Raw genomic sequence first — 22,216 nt, 5'->3', positions numbered from 1 at the left:
ATCCGCCGCACCGGGACCAAGGGGGCCGTGCCATGGAGACGGAGAAGTCCGGTGGATCCGCGAACGGGGAATCACCGCGGGGCCGATCGATCAGGATAATCATAGACCCCCAGAAAGGCGAAGGCGGCTCCAGGAAAGCCGTCCGGCGTGAGCGCGGAATGCGCAAGAGGTGACGGGCGGGCCGCCGGGTGGACGGCGCTCATGTCACCAGGAACTGGTCGGCCTGAAGGCGGTACATGGCGGCGTAGCGGCCGCCCGCGTCCATCAGGGAGGCGTGCGTCCCCTGCTCGGCGACCCGGCCGTCCGCCAGCACGTAGACGCGGTCCGCGCGGGCGACCGAGGCGAGCCGGTGCGTGATCAGGATGACCGTGGTGCCGCGCGCGGCCAGCTCGGTGATCTTGTTGAAGACGTCGATCTCCGCGGCGGGGTCCAGCGCGGACGTGGGCTCGTCCACGACCAGGACCGGCGCGTCGCGGTACCAGGCCCGGGCGAGGCCGAGGCGCTGCCACTGGCCGCCGGACAGATCGGTGCCGCCGAAGAACTCGCGGGCGAGGAGCGTGTCCCAGCCGTCGTCGAGACGGCCGGCGACGGCGTCGGCGCCGGTGGACCGCGCCGCGTCCGCCAGCCTGCGCCCGTCGGGCTCCCGGTCGGGGCGGCCTGTCACGACGTTCATCCGCGCGGTGAACGGCCACTGGACGAAATCCTGCGACACCAGGGCGATCTGGTCCCAGAGGGTGTCGCGGTCCAGCTCGCCGGTGGGCACGCCGTTCCACAGGACGCTGCCGGAGGACGGCAGGTACAGGCCGGTCAGCAGCTTGGCGAGGGTCGACTTGCCGGACCCGTTGTCGCCGACCAGCGCGACCACCTCGCCGCGCCGGACGTCGATGTCGACGCCGTCCAGCGCCGGGGTCCGCGCGCCCGGGTAGGTGAAGCGCAGCCCGCGGGTGCCGATCGTCTCGACCGGCGCGGCCGGCGTCAGGCCGCGTGCCGGGACGGCGCCGTCCCGCGCCCGCGCGCAGACCTCGCGCCACTCGGTGGTGAGCAGCCCGTCCTGGTACAGCTGCTGGAACCGCGTGACGAACGACGTCAGGCTCATCATGCTGGACCGGATCGCGAACGCGGCGGTGCCCGCGGTCGCGAACGTCGTCCGGCCGTCGACGACGAGCAGGAGCAGCACGCCGTAGGTCGCGAGGGCGGCGAGCCCGCTCAGGGCGCCGGCCAGCGACCGGGTGAGCGCCTCCTCCCGCGCCAGCCGGGCCTGCTCCCGCGCCGACAGGGTGGCCAGGCGCCGGTAGTGGCCGAGCAGGAAGCCGCCCACCCGGTGGGCCCGCACCTCCTCGGCACTCTCGTGGCTGGTCATCAGCTGGGCGAGCAGGTCGAGCTGGCGGGTCAGCTGCATCCAGCTCTTCATCGACGAGTGCCGGGCGGCGGCGGTGCGCGCGACGCTCCACGCCCGCGGCGCCAGCGCGACGAGCAGGAGCGGGGTCAGCAGCGGGTTCAGCGCGACGAGCACCCACAGCGCGGCGAAGATCGACACGAGTTCGCCGCACAGTCCCACCGTGCTCTGCGTGACGCGCGAGGTCGCGTCGGCACCCCGCCGGGCCGTGCTGAGCCGGTCGTGGAAGGCGGCGTCCTCCATCAGGACCTGCTCGACCCGGACGGCCTGCTCCAGCAGCATCAGCTGGGCCCGCTGGGCGACGCGCGGCCCGAGGCGGCCGGACGCGGCGACGGCCACGGCGTCGCACAGCCCCCGGACGGCCATCGCGCACGCCAGGACCGCGGCGACCGGCGCCATGGCGTGGATCTTCCCATCCGCGGGTGCCGCCGAGAACAGGCCGGTGAGCAGCCGCTGCGTGGACAGGTAGGTGGCCGACGTCGCGACGCCCATCACGAGCTGGGCGGCCGCCACGGCGGCGAGGGCCCGGGGGTCCGCGCGGTAGCCGAGGCGGAGGGTGATCGCGACGATGGCGGGTAGCCGGCGCAGCGCGGCGCGGGTGCCGGCGTCCTCGGGCGCGGCGTCGTACGCGGGACGGATCCCCCGCCCGAACAGCGGATCGTGCTCCGCCGGCCGGCCGGGGGCCCGCTCGTGGCGCGTTCGCCTCACGCGCGCCCGATCAGCACAGGCAGGGACGGCCGGTGGCGCCGCAGGTGTGGCTGCACCCGCTGGACGCGCACTGGCAGGAGTTGATGGGCCATGTGGGGTCGCACGCGTACACGCAGCCGTCGGAGTCGTCGGCCATCCTCATGCCGGGGACGGGCCCGGCGCCGCGGAAGTGCGCCTCCCAGCCGAAGCCGCCCTCCACTTTCGGATCGAGGTCGAATTCCCCCATCTGACAGTCCTCTCTCGCGTTTCGGAGCGGTTCTCCTATCAGCGTCTCGCCACTATTCACGGTGAGGCCGCCGATGGCGTCACCGTATATCGGCGACGATCGTTTTCGGCATCATTTCTAAGAACCTGGAAATGTGCGGGCCACGCCACTCGGCGCGAATATGCTGGGCGTGCCCGACCGCTGGGAGGGGGAGCATGACCCGGCATTCTCTGTTCCGTGCGCCCGATTTCGCCGTCGTCCGGTTGTCCGCGCTGGCGGCGGGGACGCCCGCGCCCGTCCCGCCGGACGATCTGGACTCGCCCGAGGCCATGCGCCGCTACCTGCGGGAGGCCGCGTCGCACCCCTGGTTCCGCGAGGCCGTCGCGGTGTCCAGTTCGGGGCTCGACGGCGCGCTGCGCAAGGTCGTGGACGGAGACGCCGTCCCGGCGGCGAATCTGCGGCGCGCGGTGCTCGCGACCACGCGTTACCTGTCCCGGATGACGCACCGTCCCACGCCCTTCGGGCTGATGGCGGGCGTCGCCGAGGCACGTTTCGACGCCGGGGCGAAATTCCGCGTCGGCACCGACCACCGCAAGAGCGCGCGGGCGGACATGGGCTGGCTGGCCGCGACGATCAAGGAGTGGGAGACCGACCCCGGGGTGCTCGCGCGCCTGCGCCTCGTCGCGAACGACCTCGGTTTCGTCCGCGGCGACCGGCTGGTGCTCCCGCTCGTCCGCGTGCCACCCGACCAGCGGGGTCCGAACGACCAGGAGCGGACGGTCCGCGCGACGAACGCGGTCCGCGCCGCGCTGACCGCCGCCGCGGAGCCGATCCGCCATGCCGACCTGGTCGCCCGGCTGCGGGAGGGTTTCCCTGACGCGCCGTCCGACGCCGTCGAGCGGATGGTGGTGCAGCTGGTCGAGGGCGAGTTCCTGCTCACCGACCTGCGCCCTCCCGCCGCGGCGGCCGACCCGCTCGGCCACGTCCTGGAGCGGCTTCCGGAGAGGTTCGCGGGACGGGCCGCGCTCACCGGCGTCCGGGACGCTCTGGCCGCGTACTCCGCGACCGCGCCGGGGCACGGGCTGTCCGCGTGGCGGACGGCGGTCACCGAGATGCGCGCGCTGCACGCGGGCGACAGGCCGATCCAGGTCGACCTCGGCATGGACGCCGACGTGATCCTCCCCGCCGCGGTGGCGGACGAGCTGGTGGACGCGGTGTCGGCCGCCTGGCGGGTGCTGCCGCCCCGGCTGGCGCCGCTCGACCCGCTGGCCGACTACCGGGCCGCGTTCCTGGAGCGGTACGGGACCGGCGCGCTCGTCCCGATCAAGGAGGTGGTCGACCCGGAGGCGGGTCTCGGGCCGCCGTCGGGCTACCTGCTCCCGCCGGGGCACCGGCGTCCCCCCGACCGCCCGGCGCCGGACGCCGAGCGCGACACGCTGCTGCTGGGCCTGGCGCAGCGCGGCGGCCCGGAGATCGTGCTGGACGACGCGCTGGTCGAGCGGCTGGCCCGCCCCGGCAGCGTGGACGAGCCCGCCTCCTACGCGGAGGTGTGCGCCGAGCTGGTCGCCGACTCGGAGGACGGGCTGCGCGACGGCGGGTTCCGGCTCGTCATGACGGCGATGAACTTCACCCGGCCCGGCGCGATGTCCGGGCGTTTCCTGCACCTGCTGCCCGGCCTCGGCGCCGCGGTGTCGGAGACCGCGCGGGAGGAGGCCGCCCCGGCGGTCCCCGTCCAGGTGGTGGGGCCGGTGCTGGACTCCCGCAGCGCCAACGTCGCGCAGGTCCCGCGGCTGACGGGCGAACTCGCGGCAACGGGGGTGTTCGCCGACGGCCCAGAGGCGCTCTCCCTGGACGATCTGCTCGTCGGCGCCGACCACGACCGGTTCGTGGTGGTGTCCCGGCGGGACGGCCGTGAGCTGGCCCCCATGCCGTTCCACGCGCTGAACCTCCAGCTCACGACGCCGAACGCGGTCCGCCTCCTGATGGAGATCGGCGAAGGCCGCACCCCCGCGTGGCCGCTGTGGAGCTGGGGGACGGCCGAGCGGATGCCGTACCTGCCGCGCGTGCGGCGCGGCCGGACGATCCTGTCCCCCGCGCGGTGGCTGCCCGATCCGCGGCTGACGCAGGAGGTGGACTGGGCGGCCTGGAAGCGGCTCTTCGAGCGGTGGCGCGCCGACTGGGCCGTCCCCGACATCGTGTACGCGACCTACACCGACCACCGGGTCCGGCTGGACCTGGGCAGCGTCGCCCACCTGAAGACGCTGCACGCCGAGCTGCGCAAACGGCCCGGGACGGTGCTCCAGGAGGCCCCGGCCGGCGGACGGCACGGGTTCGGGTGGGCGCGGGGGCACGCCACGGAGATCGCCGTCCCGATGCGCCCCGTCCGGCACCGCGCAATCTCGGACACCACCCGGCGGCGGGCCGTCCGGCGGACCCACCCGCCCGGCGGCGAATGGCTGTACCTGAAGGTCTACGCCACGCCGGGGCGGCACGGCGAGCTGCTCGCCCGGCACGTCCCCGCGCTCGTCCGCCGGGCCGCCGGGATCACCGACCGCTGGTTCTTCCTGCGCTACCGCGACGACGAGCCCCACCTGCGGCTCCGCTTCCACGGGGACCCGGCGGCGCTCGGCGCGCGGCTGCTGCCGATCGTGCACCGGTGGGCCGCGGACCTGGCCGAGACGGGGCTGATCAACCGGATCGTCCTGGACACCTACCTGCCCGAGACGGGCAGGTACGGCGGCCCGGACCTGATCGAGGCGGCCGAGGACGCCTTCGCCGCGGACTCCGGCAGCGTCCTCTCCCAGCTCGCGCTGCGCGAGGCGGGGGAGCTAGACCTGCCGATGCCGCTGCTGCTCGCCGCCAACCACCTCGACCTGGCGCGGCACCTGCACGGCGAGGGGTGGCGGGACTGGCTGCTGGAGACCTACCCCAAGGGCGCCCGCCACGAGACGTTCCAGAGCCACCGCCGCGAGGCGATCCGGCTGCTGGATCCGGCGGCGGGGTTCGCGGGACTTTCCGAACTGCGTGGCGGGCGGGCCCTGCTGGACGGCTGGGAGCGCCGCTCCGGGCCCGTCGCGGCGTATGGCCGGGCCGTGCGCGAAGCCCTCGACGACCCGTCGGCCATCTTCGCGAGCGTGCTCCACATGCACCACATCAGGCTCGCCGGCATCGATCGCCGCGCGGAGCAGGACGGCTACGCCGTCGCCCGCGGCGTCCTCCAGGCCCACCGAGACCGAGAGCGGCACCGGACCCCATGACATCGCAGATCGTCGCGTCCATCGCGGACAGGCTCACCGACCCCGAGACGGTCGCGGCCGTCACCACCCGCCCCGAGAACGAGCTGACGCTGCCGTCGGGCGCGCTCCGCCAGTGGGAGCCGAACGGCCTGTCGGACGCGTTCCCGGCCGTGTCGCTGCTCTTCTCCGAACTCGCCGCCGCCGACCCGGCCCGGCGCGTCCACGCCCACGCCCATCTGTCGGCGGCGCTCGCGGCGGAGGCGCCGCCGCCGGTGCCCGCCCTGTACGGCGGCTCCGTGGCCCTCGCCTTCGCCGCCCACGCGGCGGCCACGGCGTCGGGCGGCTACGGGACGCTGCTGTCCCGGCTGGACGAGGCCATCGCCGGGCAGGCGCTGCGGTGGACGCGGGCGCGGCGGGCACGGCTGGACGCCGGGGACCCGGTCGGCGACTGGGGCGGCTACGACGTCATCACCGGCGGATCGGGGTTCGGCCGGTACCTCCTGGCCCGCCAGGAGCGGACCGGCGCCGAGGCGACCGGGGAGGCGCTGCGCGAGACGCTCGGGCTGCTCGTCCGCCTCGCGCTCGCCGGGGACGTCACCGTCGGCGGCCGGAAGCTGCCCGTCTGGTGGGTGCGGCACGACATGACGAGGGGCCACGCGGACGGCGGCCACCTCAATCTCGGGCTGGCGCACGGCGTCGGCGGCCCGCTCGCGCTGCTGGCGCTGGCCTGGCGCGCGGGCGTCCGGGTGGACGGGCAGGACGAGGCGGCCGCCGCGATCGTGGCGCTGCTCGACGCCCATCGGCTCGACGACGACGCCGGGCCGTACTGGCCGCACGAGACCACCCTCGACGAACACGGGCACGGGCACGAACGCGGGCACGGGCACGGGCACGGGCACGCGCATCGGGGCAGGACGCGCGACGCCTGGTGCTACGGAGCCGCCGGGATGGGCCGTGCCCTGTTCCTCGCGGGCGCGGCGTTCGAGGAGAAGGAGTGGCGCGAGACGGGCGACGCCGCGGTGCGCGGCGCGTTCGCCACGTCCGGCGAGCACTCGATCCACGACTCCACGCTGTGCCACGGCTGGGCGGGCCTGCTGCACATCGCGTCGCGCATGGGCCACGACACGGGCGATCCCGTCCACGCGTCCGCCGCCGGGCGGTTCGCCGGGCGGCTCCGCGAGTCCTACGACCCGGACGCGGCGTTCGGGTTCCGGTACACCCATCCGGCCGCGGCGCGCGTGACCGACCGGCCGGGCTTCCTGGAGGGCGCCGCCGGGGCCGCCCTCGCGCTGCACTGCCACGAGACGGGCGCGCCGCCCGCCACCGGCTGGGACGCCGCCCTGCTCCTCGCCTGACACTCCCCACGACCGACAAGGAGCCGACGCATGAGCTGGTCCGACATCTTCGCCGACCCCGCCGACCGCGAGCGCCTGGAGTGGGGCCGCGCGCACCTGCGCTTCGACGCGTCTCCGGCGACCGTCGCGTTGCTGGACTTCGAGCGGGTCGACGAGTGGATCCGGTACGGGCAGGTGCGGTATCCGCAGTTCCAGGTGAACATGCCGGAGGGCGGCGTGCCGCCCACCCTGTTCACCGAGACCCGGCAGTACCTCGCGCTGAGCATGCCCGGCTACCCGGTCACCGACGCCGTCGCCGAGCAGGTCCGCCGGGGCGCGACGCTGCGGTTCGTCAACATCGAGGACTGGTACCGTCCCGTCGCGGAGCTGGCCGACCGGCTCACCGCGACCGTCGGCGCCGGCGTCACGAGCTACGCGTTCTACACCGCGCCCGGGGACGACGGGGTCGGCGCTCACTGGGACACGGCGGACGTCTTCGCACTCCAGGCCGAAGGCACCAAGAAGTGGCATCTGTGGGACATCCCCGACGGCGTCGAGTGGCAGGCCAGTCAAACGCTGCGCACCGACCGGGAGCCGGACCACGTCGTCGAACTGGCGCCCGGGGACGGCCTGTACATCCCGGCGGGCACCGGCCACCGGGCGTTCGCCGGGCCGGAGGGGTCGCTGCACCTGTCGGTCGCGGTGTCGGCGACCTCGCACCGCAAGATCGTCCGGACGCTGCTGGAGGAGCTGCTGGCCGGGGTGCCGCTGCTGGACCGGCTGCCGGTGGACGGCGACCGCCTCACCCCCGTCGCCGCGCTGCTGCGCGAGGTCGCCGAGGCGGCGGGCAAGGCCGACCCCGCCGCGCTGCTCGCGAAGGCCGACCGGCAGGAGCGGCGTATCAGCGACGGCCCGCTCATCGCGGGCGTGGAACCGGCGTGCCGTCCCCCACGGTGATCGACGACGGGGCGGAGGCCGGTCCCGCCGGGGAGCGGACGGCCCTCCGGCGGGCCACGGAGCTGCGCGTCGGACGCACCGTCGACGTGCGGATGGCCCTCGACCCGTACGTGTCGACGCTGGCGCTGGGCATCGACGCCTTCGCCGGCCAGGGCGGCGTCCCGGCGGCGTGGCGGCGCCGGATCCTCGGCGCCCTGCCGGCCCGCGGCGCCCAGGCCATCCACCCGCTCGCGGTGCCGGGACGGTCGGTCGTCCCCGGTTCGGTGAAGCCGCTGAACCCGACTACCGAGACCGCGGTCGGCGACCAGGTGGAGCGGCTCCGCGCCATCCCCGGCGAGCGCCTGCTGGAGGACCTGGAGGCCGCCTTCCCCGACGGGGACCTTCCGCCGCACTGGCGCCGCGTCGCGGACCGGCCGGGCGACTGGCTGCACCGGTACGCCGACACGATGGACGAGATCTGGGGCGCCGTCGAGCCGCTGTGGGAGGAGGCGCTGCCGCTGCTGGAACGCGAGATCGAACGGGTCGGCGCCGCCTTCGTGCGGGGCGGGCTCGGGACCGTCCTGGCCGCCCTGCATCCGGCCGTGGGCTTCGAGGACGGCTCGCTGCGCGTCCCCGACCCCGAGCCGGCGCGGTTCGCCCTCGGCGGGCGTCCCCTCGTCCTGGTCCCGATGCTCTCGGCCGTGGACGCCCTGATCTGCGACTTCGACGACTCCGACGCGGTCTGGATCGCCTACCCGCTCCCGGCGCTCGACCCGGCCGCGTGCGACCCGCCGGACCCCGCGTCGCTGGAGGCGATGCTCGGCCCCGTGCGGGCCGCGCTGCTGCGGGCCGTCGCGCGGCCGCTGACCATGGGCGAGCTCGCCCGGCTGACCCAGCTCTCGCCCAGCGCCGTCACCCACCACTGCGAACGGCTCGTGGCGAGCGGCCTGGTGCGCCGCGAGCGGCAGGGCCGCGAGATCCGGATCCACCAGACCGGGCGGGGCCGCAGAATCGTCGGGCTGTTCCCTCCCGACCCGCGCGCCCTCTGACCCTGGCCGCCCGCCCCCGCCCGGCGACTCTTCGAGGATGATCGAAAGGCTCGTCGCCGTGGACCGCTCCCGGCAGGATTCCACCGCCAGGCGTCGGACCGTCGATCCGCGGAGGAACAGTGAGAACAGCACACACGCCTCACGTCAACCGGTGCGCGCGGTATGGGAACCGCCGGGCCGCACGGCTTCCCTCCGCCGACGGCGCCACCAGGCCCTTCCGCTCGATCGCCGTCTACGTCACCCCCGGGGTCGGCTCGTTCGGCCTGAGCGGCGTGAGCAGCGTCTTCAGGGACCGCTCGCACCGGGGCCTGCCGCCGTTCGAGCTGCTGATGTGCGGCGACGTCGCCGGGGTCGTCCGCACGGACCTCGGCTGGTGGGTCGACGTGCCGCACGGCCTCGGGACGCTGGCCCGGGCCGATCTGGTGATCGTGCCGCCGACGGCCCGCCGTCCGCTCCTGCTGGGCGAGGCGGCCGTCGAGGCCCTCCGGTCCGCCCACGACCGCGGCGCGATCGTCGCGGGCTTCTGCTCGGGCTCGGAACTGCTGGCCGCCGCGGGCCTGCCCGACGACCGGCGCCCCGCGGGACGCCGGGGCCTGGCCGCCCTGACCCGCCGCCACCCCCCGTCGGCGGCCGACCCGGGCACCCCTCAGACGGACGCGGGACGCCTCGCGACCGGCATCGAAGCGGGCGCCGGAATCGAGCTGTGCCTGCGCCTGCTGCGCCGGGAACACGGACCGGCCGTCTCGGAGGCCGTGACCAGGCAGGCCATGGAGTGCGACGAGGACCCGGGCGCGCCCCGGCCGTGGGAGCCCGGGGACGCGGACCTCGTCGCCCTGCTGTCGTGGGCACGGACGCGGCTGGACCAGCCGCTGTCGGTCGGGGAGCTGGCCCGGCGCGCGTCGATGAGCCCGCGCACCTTCGCCCGCCGCTTCCGCGCGGCGATCGGCACGACCCCGATCGCCTGGCTGCGCGACCAGCGCCTCGACCACGCCGAGGCGCTGCTGCTCACCACCGACGAGCCGATCTCGGTGATCGCGCAGGCGGTGGGCTTCCAGCCGGGGCAGCTGCGCGCGCACTTCATGAAGCGGCACGGCGTCCCGCCCAACGTCTACCGCGGTGCCGCTAGGAGAGCAGGTCGATGAGCCCGGCGCCGCGGCCGGTCCGGCGCAGGCGGACCTCCCGCCCGCGGCGCGCGCGTTCCAGGAGGCCCGCCCTGACGAGCTGGTCGCAGTGGTAGGTGACCGTGCTGGCGCCGACGCCCAGCCGCCCCGCCAAATCGCTCACGGACGGCGCGGTCCCCGCGTGCCGAAGGATCGCCGCCCGCACCGGCCCGAGGAGCAGCACGAGCGCGTCGTCCGGGACGGTCGCGGCGGCCGCCGGTCCGCCCGCCCCGGCACGGCGCGGGTCGAGGATCTGGCCCAGGCCGGGCAGGGGGTAGGCGACCCAGATCGCGTCCTCGCGCTCGACGCTGTACATCCCCGCGGTGAGCCCGGACGCGAGCGGCACGAGGACGAGGCGGCGGCGCCCCGGCGCGACCGGCCGCCAGGGCAGGCAATTGGGCAGGCAGTTCGGCAGATGCAGCCGCCCGGCGTCGAAGCGCACCCGCGTGCGCAGCCCGTCCATCACGCCCTCCAGCGCGCCGCTGACCGCCGCCACGCCGACCCGTTCCGTCTCGCGCGCGTGGAGGCCGTCCGCCTGCGTCCACAGCGGGGCGATCCCGTCCCAGACGGCCGCCACCAGCCGCCGGTAGGACGTCATGAACGCCGCGGGCCGCGCGGCCACCGCCCGCCACGCGGGCGGCGGGTCGCCGGAGAAGCCCGCCTCGATCTCCTCCGCCACCACGTCCGGCCGGAGCCCGTCCAGCTCCTCCAGGACCGTCGCCATGGTGACGGTCTCCAGCGTCTGGAGCAGCGCGAGGCTTTCGGGCAGCCATCCGTTCGCCGACGCGAGCAGGGCCGCCATGTCCGCCGCGTCCGTCCCGGGCAGGGTCCGCCGCAGCGCCTCCCGCAGGCCGGGCGGGACGCCGTGCGAGCGGCCCCCCACCAAGTCGGTGAGCACGGACAGCACCGTCGCGCCCGGGTGGCGGATGACGCCGACGCCCACGCGTTCCAAGGGCCCGAGTGATACCACGCAGTCGTCCACGATCTAGATAGACCACGCTGACCCCGCCACCGCAAGCACCGCTGACCCCGCCACCGCAAGCGCCGCTGACCCTGCCACCGCAAGCGCCGCTGACCCGGGCACTGCCGCGCAAGGGTCAAGGTCCGGCCAACGCTCCGCCCGTGAGCGGCGCCGACGGTGGCACAGGACGGTGTGATCCCGTCGGCTTGTCCCGTGGACACCATCGAACTCCAGCGGATCGCGCGCATCGAGGACGACAACTGGTGGTACCGCGAACGCCGGGCGGTTCTGTCCGAGGAACTCCTGCGGTTCAGTTCCCCCGGTGACGCCGTGGATATCGGTGCCGGTGCGGGCGGAAACTCCCGTGAACTGGTCGCCCACGGCTGGCAGGCCACGGCGATCGACCTCAGCCCCGATGCCGTCGCTCTGGCGCGCGCGCAGGGCGTTGAAGCCTACGAGGGAGACGCGCGCTACCTCCCGCTGCCGCCATCGCGCTTCGACCTGGCCCTCGCGTTGGACGTCCTGGAGCACATCGAGGACGACGCCCGCGCTGCCGAGGAGATCGCCCGCGTCCTGCGCCCCGGCGGGACGCTGCTGCTCTCCGTCCCATCCGACATGTCCCTCTGGTCGGCCCACGACGTCTCCCTCGGCCGCGTCCGCCGCTACAGCCCCCGCGCCCTGATCGACCTGCTGGAAGGCGCCGGCCTGCTCCTGGACCGGGTGTGGAGCCGCGGCGTCCTGTTCCGCCCGTTCCTGCGCCTGCTCCGCCACCGCAGCGCCCACTACGAGGACCTGGCCCCTCTCCATCCGCTAGCCAACGAGGCCCTCCGCCTGTCAGCCGCCCTGGAGCGCCGCCTCCCCCTCCACACCTGTCCAGGCACGACGCTCTTCGCCCGAGCCCAAAACCCCGGCTAAACCTCCGCCGCACACCCGCGGACTTGCACGGATTCCGTGTCGTGATCTGAGATCTCAGTGCATGCAGCAGCGCCGCCGGGGCGACCGGGGGCCTTGCTCCAACCAGGGGCCCGGCCTCTGAAGACGGCATCCCGCTCCTGTTCCGGAGCCCGTTCTCGGATGCACTGCCCGGTCGTCTCGATGCCGCCGCGGGACCCGCGGTCCGTATCGATCACAGAGACGATGTCCGCCGGTCATGCGAGGAGCCGTTCCACGGCTCTGGCCGACGCCTTGCCGTCGTCGTGGGGACAGTACTTGTCGAAGAACGTGTCGTAGGCGTCCACGTAGACGTCCTGGATCTCGTCGATGGCAAGAAGCGCCTCGACAACGTCGGCGGACGTGGCGAGCAGCGGGCCGGGGGCCTCCGCCTCGAAGTCGATCGTGAGGCCGCGCACGTGGTCCCGATAACGTTCCAGGTCGTAGGTGTAGAAGAGCATCGGGCGACCGGTGCAGGCGAAGTCCACCATGGCGGACGAATAGTCGGTCACGAGTACGTCGGCCGCCAGGTACAGGTCGGCGATGTCGGGGTAGCGGGAGACATCGATCACGAAGTCGTCCACCGGCAGGCGGTCCCTTTCGGTGATCAGATGGTGGGGCCGCACGAGCAGGACATGATCGCCGCCGAGTGCCCGCCGCAGTGTCTCCACGTCCAGTTCCAGGGAGAAGGCCCTCCTGCCGGGCGAATGGTGGAGGTCGTCACGCCAGGTCGGCGCATACAGGACGACCTTCTTGCCCGCCGGGATTCCGAGGCGTTCACGGACGAGTTGCCCGAGCCGACCGAAGTCCGGACTGCTCAGGACGTCGTTGCGCGGATACCCGATCTCCTGGATCTCGCCGTCGAAGCGAAAGGCCCTGCGCATGACGTCGGAGGTGAGGGCGTTCGGAGAAAGCAGAACGTCCCACCGCGGAACCTCGTGCGCGATCCAGTCGACCTTCTCCGTGCGCTTGTACGGCATCTCGGCGAGGTCGTAACCCATCCGCTTCAAGGGGGTGCCATGCCAGGTCTGCATGTAGGTCTGCCCCGACCGCTTGGCGAATCCCGCAGGAAGCCCGAAGTTCGTGACGATGTACCGGGCGCGTGCAAGCGCGCGGTAGTGATCCCGACTCCCCGACATGACGGTCCTGGCATCGCCTTCGACCGTGAACTGGCCGTCGGTGGAGACCCAGACGCATTCCAGGCCCGGGTGACTCCGCGCCAGTTCCTCGTAGATCGCCCTGGGGTTGCAGCTGTACTGGGACGCGCCGTAACTGTCGAACACGACCATCTCGGTCAGCGGGCTACGCAGATAGACCGGATAGTCACGCTCCCAGAGCAACCGCTGGGCATAACCTCCCCGCTCGTCATCGGCCAGGGCGGTGCGGCTTTGCAGTTGCAGCGCGTCCGTCTGGTGGACGCCGACCTCGATCTCCTGGGTTCCGACCGTCCGCCATGGGGGAAGGCGGGAGATCACACCACGTTCGACGACGACGGCGACCTCCCCCGCGGCACCCCGACCCGGCGCCCCGTTCGGCACCGCCGACGGACCAGCGCCTTCCCTGATCGCATGGCCAGTGGCTACATCTACCGTCCCAGCGACACCCTCGTCCCCCGCCCCTGGCTGTTGGATGGGCCCCTGCCCAGCGGCTGCCACGCCGGTAGCCTGCGGCCTCACCTGGCTTGGCGCAGCGGTCGGCTGATTGATCAGCCGACCGGCCCACCTAGGCACGAACGTCGGCGGAACCACCTGACCGCCGCCACTCTGCGACGGAACAGCGCCCAGGCCGAAGACTGCCGCGCTCGGACCCTGCGGAGACTCGCCACCCCACGCGGCGATCGGCTGAGTGACCGCCTGGCCCGGCTCTCCAGACACCGGAGTCGGCGGCCCTGCCTGCCCACCGCCATTCGGCAACTGAACAGCACTCTGACCAGCAGCCGCCGAGGACGTGGGCTGCGGAGGCACACCGCCCGCCGGGCGAACGGCACCTTGACCAGGGGCCACCCCATTCGAAACCCGCGGAGCCACACCACCATGCGGAGGCATCGGCCGCGCGGACGGGCGACCGGGTATCCCAGGCGCAAGCGTCGGCGGGACTACCTGGCCACCACTACTCGGCGGCTGAACGGCGGCCCCGCCAGCGGCTCCCCGGGGCGCGGGCTGCGGAGGCACACCGGCTTGCGGGGGTATCGGCTGAGTGATCGGCCCTCTGGACGTGCGTGTCGGGAGGACTGCTGAAGCGTGTCCGGTCGGTGGTTGGTGGGGTGGGTAGTCGGTCGGTTGCCTTTTCTGGGTTCGGCTGATGCTCTTCGCTATGGCCGCAGGGGTGACTACTTGGCTGGTGGATGCGCGATCGGGCGTCTGCTGTGCCTGCGGACGTGTCGGCTGCCTTGTCGTGTTGCTGGAACCCGTCGGGGCCAGGAGTTCCCAGGGGCCGCTGGCTAGAGGGACGGTCGCGCCGAAGAGGGGCATGGCAGCCGGTTCGAAGGTGGTGGTGAAGGTCGGGCCGTCCCAGGTGAGGGGGAGGTGGTGCTCCTCGCTGGAACGGAGGCGGCGGAGGATCAGGTGGTCGGGGCGGTGGGCGGGGTCGGCCAGGTCACCGGTGAGGGTGAGACGGTCGTCGGTGGTCCATGCGACGGACGTGACGACGGGGCGGAAGCTGCGTTCGACGCCGCGCAGGTTGCCGTATGCGGTGCGGGTGAGGGCGAACTCCCGGCCGCGGGAGGCGAAGCGGGCGCCCGGCAGGTTGCGGGCCACGGTCAGGCGGACGGGGCCGCCGACGCCGGTGAGGCGGAGGTCCCACTCGATCGCGTCGCGCAGGTGGGCGGCGCAGGGGCCGCGTTCGGCGGCCTCGGGGTCGGAGAGGAGGTCGTCGAGGGGGAGGGTGGCCGTGAAGTCGAAACCGGTGCCCTTCTCCATGCGCATGCCCGACGCCGGGCGGACCGTCACCTCGCCGCGGACCTCGGCGCCGCCGTGGCGGCGGGCGGCGACGATCGCGGCGCCGGCGCCGAGGGCGCGTCTCGTCCAGCCCATGACCTCCAGCAGGCCGCCGACCTGGCGGTAGCCGGTGACCACGGCCTTGGCGCGCTTGACGTGGACGACGAAGCCGTGGTCGGCGGCGGGCTGGACGGCGACGTGCTCGTCCACCTGGCGGGGGGCCGCCCAGTTCACCGAGGGCTCGGACGAGGTGAGGCGCCGGACGCCCTTCCGTCCGGCGGTGGTGACCTCGGCGAACAGCTCCCAGGTCGTGGTCGGCCATTCGTCGCCGTCTTGGAGGAGTTCGGGTTCGATCCGGACGGAGAACCCGGACCAGTCGTAGGAGACCTGCGACTGCCCCGAACGGACTGTCGCTTCCGGGCACGGGATGCGTTCCACGGGGAGCCGGATCTCCTTGCCGGTCTTGGCGTCGTGCATCCAGATCCGGATCCGGGATTCCTTGGCGGAGGCCACCGAGAGGCGGTCGAAGTGGGCGTGGCCTTCGACGAGGAGGGCGCCGGCGTCCCAGCCGACACTGTCCACCTCCGCGCGGAGGTGGAACTCGCCGGTGACGTCGTAGACGTGGTCGGGGATGGCGTGTCCCCGGTCGCCGAAGAAGGGATAGCGGGCGTACCAGCGCTGGCGGCGCCTGCCGCGGCCGACGATCGGAACGTCGTGCAGGCCGTTCTCCTCGAAGCGGAGCACCTCGAGCAGTTCCGGCAGCTTCCGCTCGCGCAGGAGATGCAGTTCCAGGCGTTTGATCGCCTCCAGGCCGCCGATCGCGGACGGGGCCGCGGCGGCGACGATGTCGGCGCCCGCGTTCAGCAGGCGCTCGCGGTCTTCGGGGGACGCGGCCGGGAGGGTGTGGATCAGCGCGCGGACGTCCAGGTCGAGCGCGTAGCGGTCGTAGACGGGCAGGAGGGCGGGAGCGTGGTCGCCGAGGATCCCCCGGACCATCTCCAGGGACGCCAGCCGGTCGGCGATGTCGGGCCGGGCGCCGGGGCGGCTCCGCCAGAAGTAGACGGCCGTGTCGAGGACGTCCACGGCGGAGGCGAGGACGTGGGCTTCGACGCTCACGGGCGGGTCCTCGAAGGACATCGCCGGGAACTCGAACCGGTGCGCGTCCCAGAACGAGCGCCGGTACACCTTGTTCCCGACGGTCCTGTCCTGCAGCAGGGTGGGACGCCGCGTGATGTGCGTGGCCTTCACCGTCGTCGCGTATGGCTCGGTGTGGGGCGGGGACTGCCAGGCGCGGTCCTCTTCCAGGCGGAGCACGTTGCCGCCCGCGAGGTCCGAACCCGTCGCCTCCAGTGTTCGGATCAGGAGTTCGTAGGTGTAGGGCGGGAGGGCGTCGTCACCGTGGGCGAAGGCCAGGTACTGGCCGGTGGCGTGCTCGACGCCGGTGTTCCGCGCCGGTCCCAGACCCTGCCCGCCGACGGGGAGCAGGGTGAACCGGTCGTCGCGTCCGGCGAACTCCTTGGCGACGACGGGGCCGCCGTCATCGGAGCCGCCGTCCACCATGATCACTTCCAGGTCGCGGAGGGTCTGCCTGGCCAGCGACTCCAGGCATTCGGCGAGGTACTCCTCGGAGTCACGGAACGGGACGACAACGCTGATCTTGGGCGGCACGGGCGGCTCCGTTCTCAGTGGGCGGACGGGAGGTTCTGAAGGACGCGGTCGAGCACGCGGGACGCGGCGCGGCCGTCATCGTGCGGGCAGTACCGGGAGGCGAACACCGCGCGGGCCGCGCGGTACCCGGTGTCCAGGGCGGCCGGTTCGGACAGGGCGTCGATGACCTCGCGGGAGGTGCCGAGCAGCGGTCCGGGCGCCTCCGCCTCGAAGTCGAAGTAGAAGCCGCGGACGTGGTCGCGGTAACGCTCCAGGTCGTAGGTGTAGAAGAGCATCGGGCGGCCGGTGACGGCGAAGTCGAACATGGCGGAGGAGTAGTCGGTGACCAGGACGTCGCTGATGAGGAACAGCTCGGAGATGTCCGGGTAGACCGACACGTCGAGGACACAGTCGCCGGGCCGCCATTTCGGCCGGTCCGTCACCAGGTAGTGCGTGCGCAGGAGCAGCATGTGGTCGCGGCCCAGCACCGCGCGGAACCGGTCGACGTCCAGTTCGAGGCTGAACGCGCGCTTGCCGACCGAGAAGTGGAAGTCGTCACGCCAGGTCGGCGCGTAGAGCACGATCCTCTTGTCGTGGGGGATGCCGAGCCGCCGTCTCACCGCGTGGGCGATCTGTTCGCGGTGCGGGCTGCTCAGGATGTCGTTGCGGGGGTAGCCGCTTTCGAGGATCTCTCCCTCGTAGGCGAACGCCCGCCGGAACAGCGGCACCGAGAAGGCGTTCTGGGAGAGGAGCAGATCCCATTGCGGGACGTCGTGCTCCATCCAGTTGAGGCCCTCGGTCCGTTTGTACGGCATCTTCTTGACGTCGTAGCCGAGCTTCTTCAGCGGCGTGCCGTGCCAGCACTGGACGTACGTCTGGTCGTCGCGTTTGGCGAACCACCGCTGCTGCGACCAGTTGCCGAACACGTAGCGTGCGCGGGCGAGGGCCTCGTAGTGCTCCCGCGTCCCGGACAGGACGGTCCGCGCTCCGGTGGGCTTGCCGAACTGCCCGTTCTCGGTGACCCAGACGCACTCGATGTCCGTCTCCCGGCGGCGCAGCTCGTCGTAGATCCCGCGTGGGTTGCACGAGTACTGGCGGCCCTTGTACGCGTCGAACACGGCCAGGTCGCGGACCGGCAGGTTCAGGTGCCGCCGGTAGTGGCCCGAGCGGAGCCGCGCCTGCGCGTAGGCTCCGCGCTCGTCGTCGTCCAGCGAGGTCTCGATCCGCAGGGTCAGCTGGTCGGTCTTGCGGGCCAGCACGCTGACCCGGTGCAGACCGGCCTCGTGCGGTTCCGGCAGGTCGCGCAGAGAGTGCCGCCGGACGGCGACGGGCTGCTCCTGGCCGCCGACCGTCGCCAGGACGTCCCAGCGGCCGGCGACGAGGGGGCGGGACAGGCCGAGCACGGGCATCCGGGCGGGTGAGAACGAGGCGGTGAAGAGGTCCCGGTCCCAGTGGAGCGCGACGGTGTGCTCCTCGCTGGACCGCCGCCGTCTCAGCACCAGCACGGCCGGGCGGCTCACCGGATCGGTGCACGATCCGGTGAGGCAGAGGGTCCCGTCCGCCGACCAGGTCACCTGGTCGACGACCAGGACCCGCCCCCGGACGACGATCCGCAGCGTGTTCCGGCGGGTCCTCGCGATCTCCAGCTCGCCGCCAGGGAAGCGGAACGACGCACCCGCTGCTCCTTCGTCCAGGTGCGGGCGGATCCCCCCGGGGAGCGTGACCTCCCAGTCCCCGGGATGGCGGGCCAGTCCCGACACCGGCAGCCTGGCCCGGAACCCGTCCTCCGGATCCCCCGCCCTGCCCCGGCCGGCCTTCCAGGTCGCGCCTCCGAGCCGCCTGCCGCTCCGCGCGCCGGGAAGGATGGGCAGCCCGCCGAACACCCTCCCGGACCTGAACACACCAATGCTCAACTCGTCGAAGAGCACACTGGCGTCTCCCGCCTCACCGGGTCCGGCTGCGGGAACCGCACCGGATGTGCCACCCGGCCTCCGGCCGGGAGCTCCGGTGCCGTGGTCGTCGGCAGTGGCCTTGGCATCGGCTGTGCCGCCGCGCGCCCGGAGGGTCGCATCCTCAGCCGTTCCGGCCTGGGCGTCGCCTGCTATCGAGGCGGGCGGGCTCGCTGGCTGGTCGCCCGTCGGCTGGTTGCCCGCCGCCTCGCCGAACGGGTCACCGTTGCGGGGCGCGTTGTGTGCCTCGTCGTCGGATGGGTCGGGTGGTCTCGTGCTCAGAGTGCTGTCGAGGGACGTGTCGGATGTCCGGTCGGGTGGGTTCGCCGCCAGGTCGTCGGCCGCCGCTGCGGATGCGGATGCGGATGCGGATGTGGATGTGGATGCGGCCGGGGCGGCTTCGGTGAGCCGGGCGGCGAGAGGGGTGGCCGGACGGGCGTGGACGGGAGCGGCGGGGTCGCCGATGGGGCCGAGGACGGTCGCGCGGCCGGTCCTGGTAGTGGCGGTGATCCTCGGCTCGTCACCCAGGGAGGCGCGGCTCCAGCCGTCCAGCCAGAGTTCGCCGTCCTCCAGGTGGCAGCCGACCACCTCCGCCGCAGTCCGCCGCACCTGGAGGACGAACCGGCGCTTCCCGGCGACGGCCTGGACCAGGACGCCCGGCGCGCACTCGTGCTCCTGCGGCCACTGCCGGTTGGTGAGGCTCGGGTTGCCGAACGTCCGGCGGCGCCAGAGCCCCCGGTTGATGATCTCCACGCAGGGGATCCAGTCGACGTCCCGCCAGCGGCCGAAGATCTTGAGGCTGGACGGGTCGATCTCGGCGACGAAGCCGGACCAGTCGTAGGAGACGACCGGCTGCCGCGAGCGGGCGGTCACGTCCGGCCGCCGGACCCGCTGGACGGGGACGCGCAGGAGACCCCGGCGGTTCGAGGCCAGCAGCCACACGCGGATGCGGGAGCCGTCCTCGGTGGAGGAGTCCAGGTGCTTGATGTAGGCGTGGCCCTCGATGCGGAGACGCCCGTCGACCCACGCCGCCCGGTCGATCGCTGCCACCGGCGTGAGCTCGTCCGTCACGTCGTAGACGTGGGACGGGACGGCGCGCTCCTCGTCCTCGAAGAAGGGGTACTCCGCATACCAGCGCGGCCGCAGCCCGCGCCGGGCCCGGGGAGCCTGCGCCGCCATCCCCAGGCGGACGAAACGCAGCACTTCCAGCAGTTCGGGTGTCATCCGCCGGCACAGCAGGTGCAGTTGCAGGCGCATGAGCGACGGGAACCGCTTCAGGACGCGGGGACCGACCTTCTCGGCCAGCACGGCGCCCGTCTCGACGAGGGCCTCGCGGTGGGCCTCGTCCGTCCGGGGAAGGGCGTCCAGGAGCACGCGGAGATCGACGTCGATCAGGGCATGCTCGTCGAACGCGGCCAGAAGATGCGGCGCGAAATCGGCGAGCCCGGCCCGCAGGGCGGCGACCGACCGCATGCGCTGCGAAATGTTGTCCCAGCCGTAGCGGTCCTCGGTAATGGACCCGGGGCGCTTCCGCCAGTAGTAGACCGTCTCTTTGAGGACGTCGACCGAATCGGCGAGTGCGTGGGCCCGTGCCATCACCGGCGGGTCCTCGTAGAAGCCCGAGGGAAAAGACAGCTCGGCCTTCTCCCAGAAAGCCCGCCGGTACACCTTGTTCCAGGACGTCCGGTCGCGGATCAGGAGCGGATGGGACGAGACGTGTGTCCGCGCGCGGTACTCGGTGAACAGCCCGGCGTGCAGGACCGACTGCCAGCTCCGGTCCCCGTCGAGCCGCTCGACGTTGCCGCAGGCGAAGTCGGAGCCGGTGCGCTCCAGGGACCCCACCAGCCGCGCGTAGGCGTCGCGTTCGACCACGTCATCGGCGTCGGCGAAGGCCAGGTAGGTGCCGGTGGCCTCGCGCACCCCCGCGTTGCGGGCCGGCCCCGGGCCCTCGTTGTCCCGCGTGATCAACCGGAACCGGGGGTCGCGGCCGCAGGCGTCCTTGGCGATCACAGCGCCGTTGTCGGTTGACCCGTCGTCCACCATGACCACTTCCAGGTCGCGGAAGGTCTGCCCGGCCAGCGACTCCAGGCATTCCTGGAAATAGTCCTCGGTGTTGTGGAAAGGGACGACGACACTGAGTTTCGGTGACATGGGGCCTCCAGGTCGGTTGCGCGGGGTGCCGCCGGAGAGCGAGCGGTCCAACGGACGGGACCTCGGAACACCGAGCATGGTGACGTGAGGCGACGATCCGAATGCGCATCGCGATTGCGAGGCCGTCACCTGACATAGACTTGACCTGCCCTGGCCCACGTTTACCGCCCCCTGACCGTCACCCCGGCAGGCGGCGCACGACCGCCCGGGACCCCTATCCGCCCCCTTCTTCCGAGGCGGCGACTCCATGTTCGGCACCGGGGACGGAGCGCAACACTAGAACGTCGTTCTGTGGAAAACCCGGTGTCAGACGGGGCGGATGCCGGGTGCGGCCGCCGCGTGGGTGGCGGTCACGGCGGCGCGGACGCTGGTCGCGAGCGCCGCGAACTCGTCCGAGCGCGGCGACGTCGAGCGGTAGCCCAGCCCGATGCGGCGGAACGGTGCCGGGGACCTGAAGCGGTGCAAGGCCAGGTTCGGCGCCCGCCGCGTCTCGACCGGCAGGGCCGTCTCAGGGACGAGGGTCACACCGAGCCCGCCCGAGACGAGTTGCACAAGGGTCGCCAGGCTCGTCGCATAAGTGGCGGCCGCCGCGCGCGCCCCCACCTCGCGGCAGACGTCCAGTGCCTGGTCGCGGAGACAGTGCCCCTCGTTCAGCAGGATCACGTCCAGATCGCCCAGCGCCTCGCGAGGGACGTCCTCCGCCGGCCCCACCAGATGGGACGAGGCAGGCGCGACCAGCACGAAGTCCTCGTCGTACAGGGGGATCTCCTTCACACCCTGCGCGGGCGCGGGCAGGGCCAGCAGCACGACGTCGAGCCGTCCGGCGAGCAGTTCGGCGACGATATGGTCGGTCTGCTCCTCGTGCACGGACAGTTCCAGCTCCGGGAACTCCTTCGAAAGGCGCGGCAACACCACCGGCAGTAGGTAGGGCGCGACCGTCGGGATCACACCGACCCTTAGAGGGCCTACGAGCGGACCCCTGACCGACCTGACCTCCTCGACGAGCCGGTCCAGCTCCGCGAGGACGAGTTCGGCCCGACGCGCCACCCGCTCCCCCGCGGGGGTCAGCAGCACCTTGCGGGTCGTCCGCTCCACGAGCTGTGTGTCGAGGCTCTCCTCAAGGGCCGCCACGGATCCCGACAGGGCGGGCTGGCTCATCCGCAGCGCGGCGGCGGCATCCCGGAAGTGCAGATGCTCCGCCAGCGCCAGGAAGGCCCGCAACTGCGCCACCGTGGGTCTGCTGATCGCCATCTCGACTGGAACACTACCCAACAGTCAGTACGGCTGTGACTTGCCGGACAGGGCCGGATGTGGCTTCCGCCGTCCCCTGTGATCGATCACACCGAGATCACACCGATGCCCTCCCGGCGCTTCTCCGCCCTCTTGCCGGCCCTTGCCACTACACTTGCCCACTACTCAGCGTGATGATCAAGCCGGGGGCGGTTTGGTGTGATTTACATCAACCAGATCTGCGCATTCGCGCGCATCGCAGAGGTTTCTTCGCCGGTCACAGCGGTGGCGGCACTCTCTGATAGGCAGCCCCTATCGATTCATTGCGATAGATCGATTTCTCTTCTCACAGGGCGTGCGGCACGCTGAGTGACATCAGCCGCCGGGC

General features: G+C 72.9%; 12 protein-coding genes. 6 read left to right on the top strand and 6 right to left on the bottom strand.

Annotated features, from left to right (window positions below; genetic code table 11):
- Positions 1–199 precede the first annotated feature (199 nt).
- Positions 200–2,104 (bottom strand): ABC transporter ATP-binding protein, encoded by a 1,905-nt coding sequence (locus AGRA3207_RS24975; protein WP_231329438.1) that lies wholly within the window; start codon positions 2,102–2,104, stop codon positions 200–202.
- Between the two features lie 10 nt (positions 2,105–2,114).
- A complete protein-coding gene (locus AGRA3207_RS24970) occupies positions 2,115–2,330 on the bottom strand; it encodes a hypothetical protein (RefSeq protein ID WP_231329437.1) in 216 nt (71 codons plus the stop codon).
- Positions 2,331–2,524: 194 nt separating this feature from the next.
- On the opposite strand from AGRA3207_RS24970, the gene AGRA3207_RS24965 reads away from it, so the two are divergent.
- From AGRA3207_RS24965 to AGRA3207_RS24945, 5 genes are all read left to right on the top strand, one after another.
- Positions 2,525–5,566, top strand: coding sequence for a lantibiotic dehydratase (locus AGRA3207_RS24965; RefSeq protein WP_231329436.1), 3,042 nt, complete (start codon positions 2,525–2,527; stop codon positions 5,564–5,566).
- Positions 5,563–6,900 (top strand): lanthionine synthetase LanC family protein, encoded by a 1,338-nt coding sequence (locus AGRA3207_RS24960; protein WP_231329435.1) that lies wholly within the window; start codon positions 5,563–5,565, stop codon positions 6,898–6,900. Before AGRA3207_RS24965 ends, AGRA3207_RS24960 begins: the two co-directional genes overlap by 4 nt.
- Before the next feature lie 30 nt (positions 6,901–6,930).
- A complete protein-coding gene (locus tag AGRA3207_RS24955; protein WP_231329434.1) occupies positions 6,931–7,836 on the top strand; it encodes a cupin domain-containing protein in 906 nt (301 codons plus the stop codon).
- Positions 7,818–8,864, top strand: coding sequence for an ArsR/SmtB family transcription factor (locus tag AGRA3207_RS24950; RefSeq protein WP_231329433.1), 1,047 nt, complete (start codon positions 7,818–7,820; stop codon positions 8,862–8,864). Before AGRA3207_RS24955 ends, AGRA3207_RS24950 begins: the two co-directional genes overlap by 19 nt.
- 119 nt (positions 8,865–8,983) lie before the next feature.
- Complete coding sequence (locus AGRA3207_RS24945) at positions 8,984–10,006, top strand: GlxA family transcriptional regulator (RefSeq protein ID WP_231329432.1); 1,023 nt, start codon at positions 8,984–8,986, stop codon at positions 10,004–10,006.
- Here the strand turns inward: AGRA3207_RS24945 and AGRA3207_RS24940 are convergent.
- Entirely contained in the window at positions 9,987–10,967 is a 981-nt protein-coding gene (locus AGRA3207_RS24940) for a winged helix-turn-helix domain-containing protein (RefSeq protein ID WP_231336383.1), read from the bottom strand. The genes AGRA3207_RS24945 and AGRA3207_RS24940 overlap by 20 nt on opposite strands.
- Before the next feature lie 231 nt (positions 10,968–11,198).
- Here AGRA3207_RS24940 and AGRA3207_RS24935 point away from each other — a divergent pair, with 231 nt between their 5' ends.
- Entirely contained in the window at positions 11,199–11,900 is a 702-nt protein-coding gene (locus AGRA3207_RS24935; protein ID WP_231329431.1) for a class I SAM-dependent methyltransferase, read from the top strand.
- 233 nt (positions 11,901–12,133) lie between these two features.
- On the opposite strand, the gene AGRA3207_RS39905 is transcribed toward AGRA3207_RS24935, so the two are convergent.
- The 3 genes from AGRA3207_RS39905 to AGRA3207_RS24915 form a co-directional block, all read right to left on the bottom strand.
- Positions 12,134–16,519: a CDP-glycerol glycerophosphotransferase family protein gene (locus tag AGRA3207_RS39905; RefSeq protein ID WP_273699936.1), complete on the bottom strand. Its 4,386-nt coding sequence runs from the start codon at positions 16,517–16,519 to the stop codon at positions 12,134–12,136.
- A 14-nt stretch (positions 16,520–16,533) separates the two neighbouring features.
- Positions 16,534–20,598 carry a bifunctional glycosyltransferase/CDP-glycerol:glycerophosphate glycerophosphotransferase gene (locus tag AGRA3207_RS24920; RefSeq protein ID WP_231329430.1) on the bottom strand — a complete coding sequence of 1,355 codons (4,065 nt, stop codon included), beginning with the start codon at positions 20,596–20,598 and terminating at the stop codon, positions 16,534–16,536.
- A 306-nt stretch (positions 20,599–20,904) separates the two neighbouring features.
- Positions 20,905–21,849, bottom strand: coding sequence for a LysR substrate-binding domain-containing protein (locus AGRA3207_RS24915; RefSeq protein WP_231329429.1), 945 nt, complete (start codon positions 21,847–21,849; stop codon positions 20,905–20,907).
- Positions 21,850–22,216: the final 367 nt, after the last annotated feature.

Source organism: Actinomadura graeca (genome assembly GCF_019175365.1).
Classification (GTDB): domain Bacteria; phylum Actinomycetota; class Actinomycetes; order Streptosporangiales; family Streptosporangiaceae; genus Spirillospora; species Spirillospora graeca.
This window is presented reverse-complemented; position numbering and strand designations above follow the sequence as displayed.

Excerpts from the sequence above, each read along its gene's own strand:
- AGRA3207_RS24970 (WP_231329437.1), bottom strand. The coding sequence starts at position 2,330 with ATGGGGGAATTCGACCTCGATCCGAAAGTGGAGGGCGGCTTCGGCTGG.
- AGRA3207_RS24965 (WP_231329436.1), top strand. The coding sequence starts at position 2,525 with ATGACCCGGCATTCTCTGTTCCGTGCGCCCGATTTCGCCGTCGTCCGG.
- AGRA3207_RS24960 (WP_231329435.1), top strand. The coding sequence starts at position 5,563 with ATGACATCGCAGATCGTCGCGTCCATCGCGGACAGGCTCACCGACCCC.
- AGRA3207_RS24955 (WP_231329434.1), top strand. The coding sequence starts at position 6,931 with ATGAGCTGGTCCGACATCTTCGCCGACCCCGCCGACCGCGAGCGCCTG.
- AGRA3207_RS24920 (WP_231329430.1), bottom strand. The coding sequence starts at position 20,598 with ATGTCACCGAAACTCAGTGTCGTCGTCCCTTTCCACAACACCGAGGAC.
- AGRA3207_RS24915 (WP_231329429.1), bottom strand. The coding sequence starts at position 21,849 with ATGGCGATCAGCAGACCCACGGTGGCGCAGTTGCGGGCCTTCCTGGCG.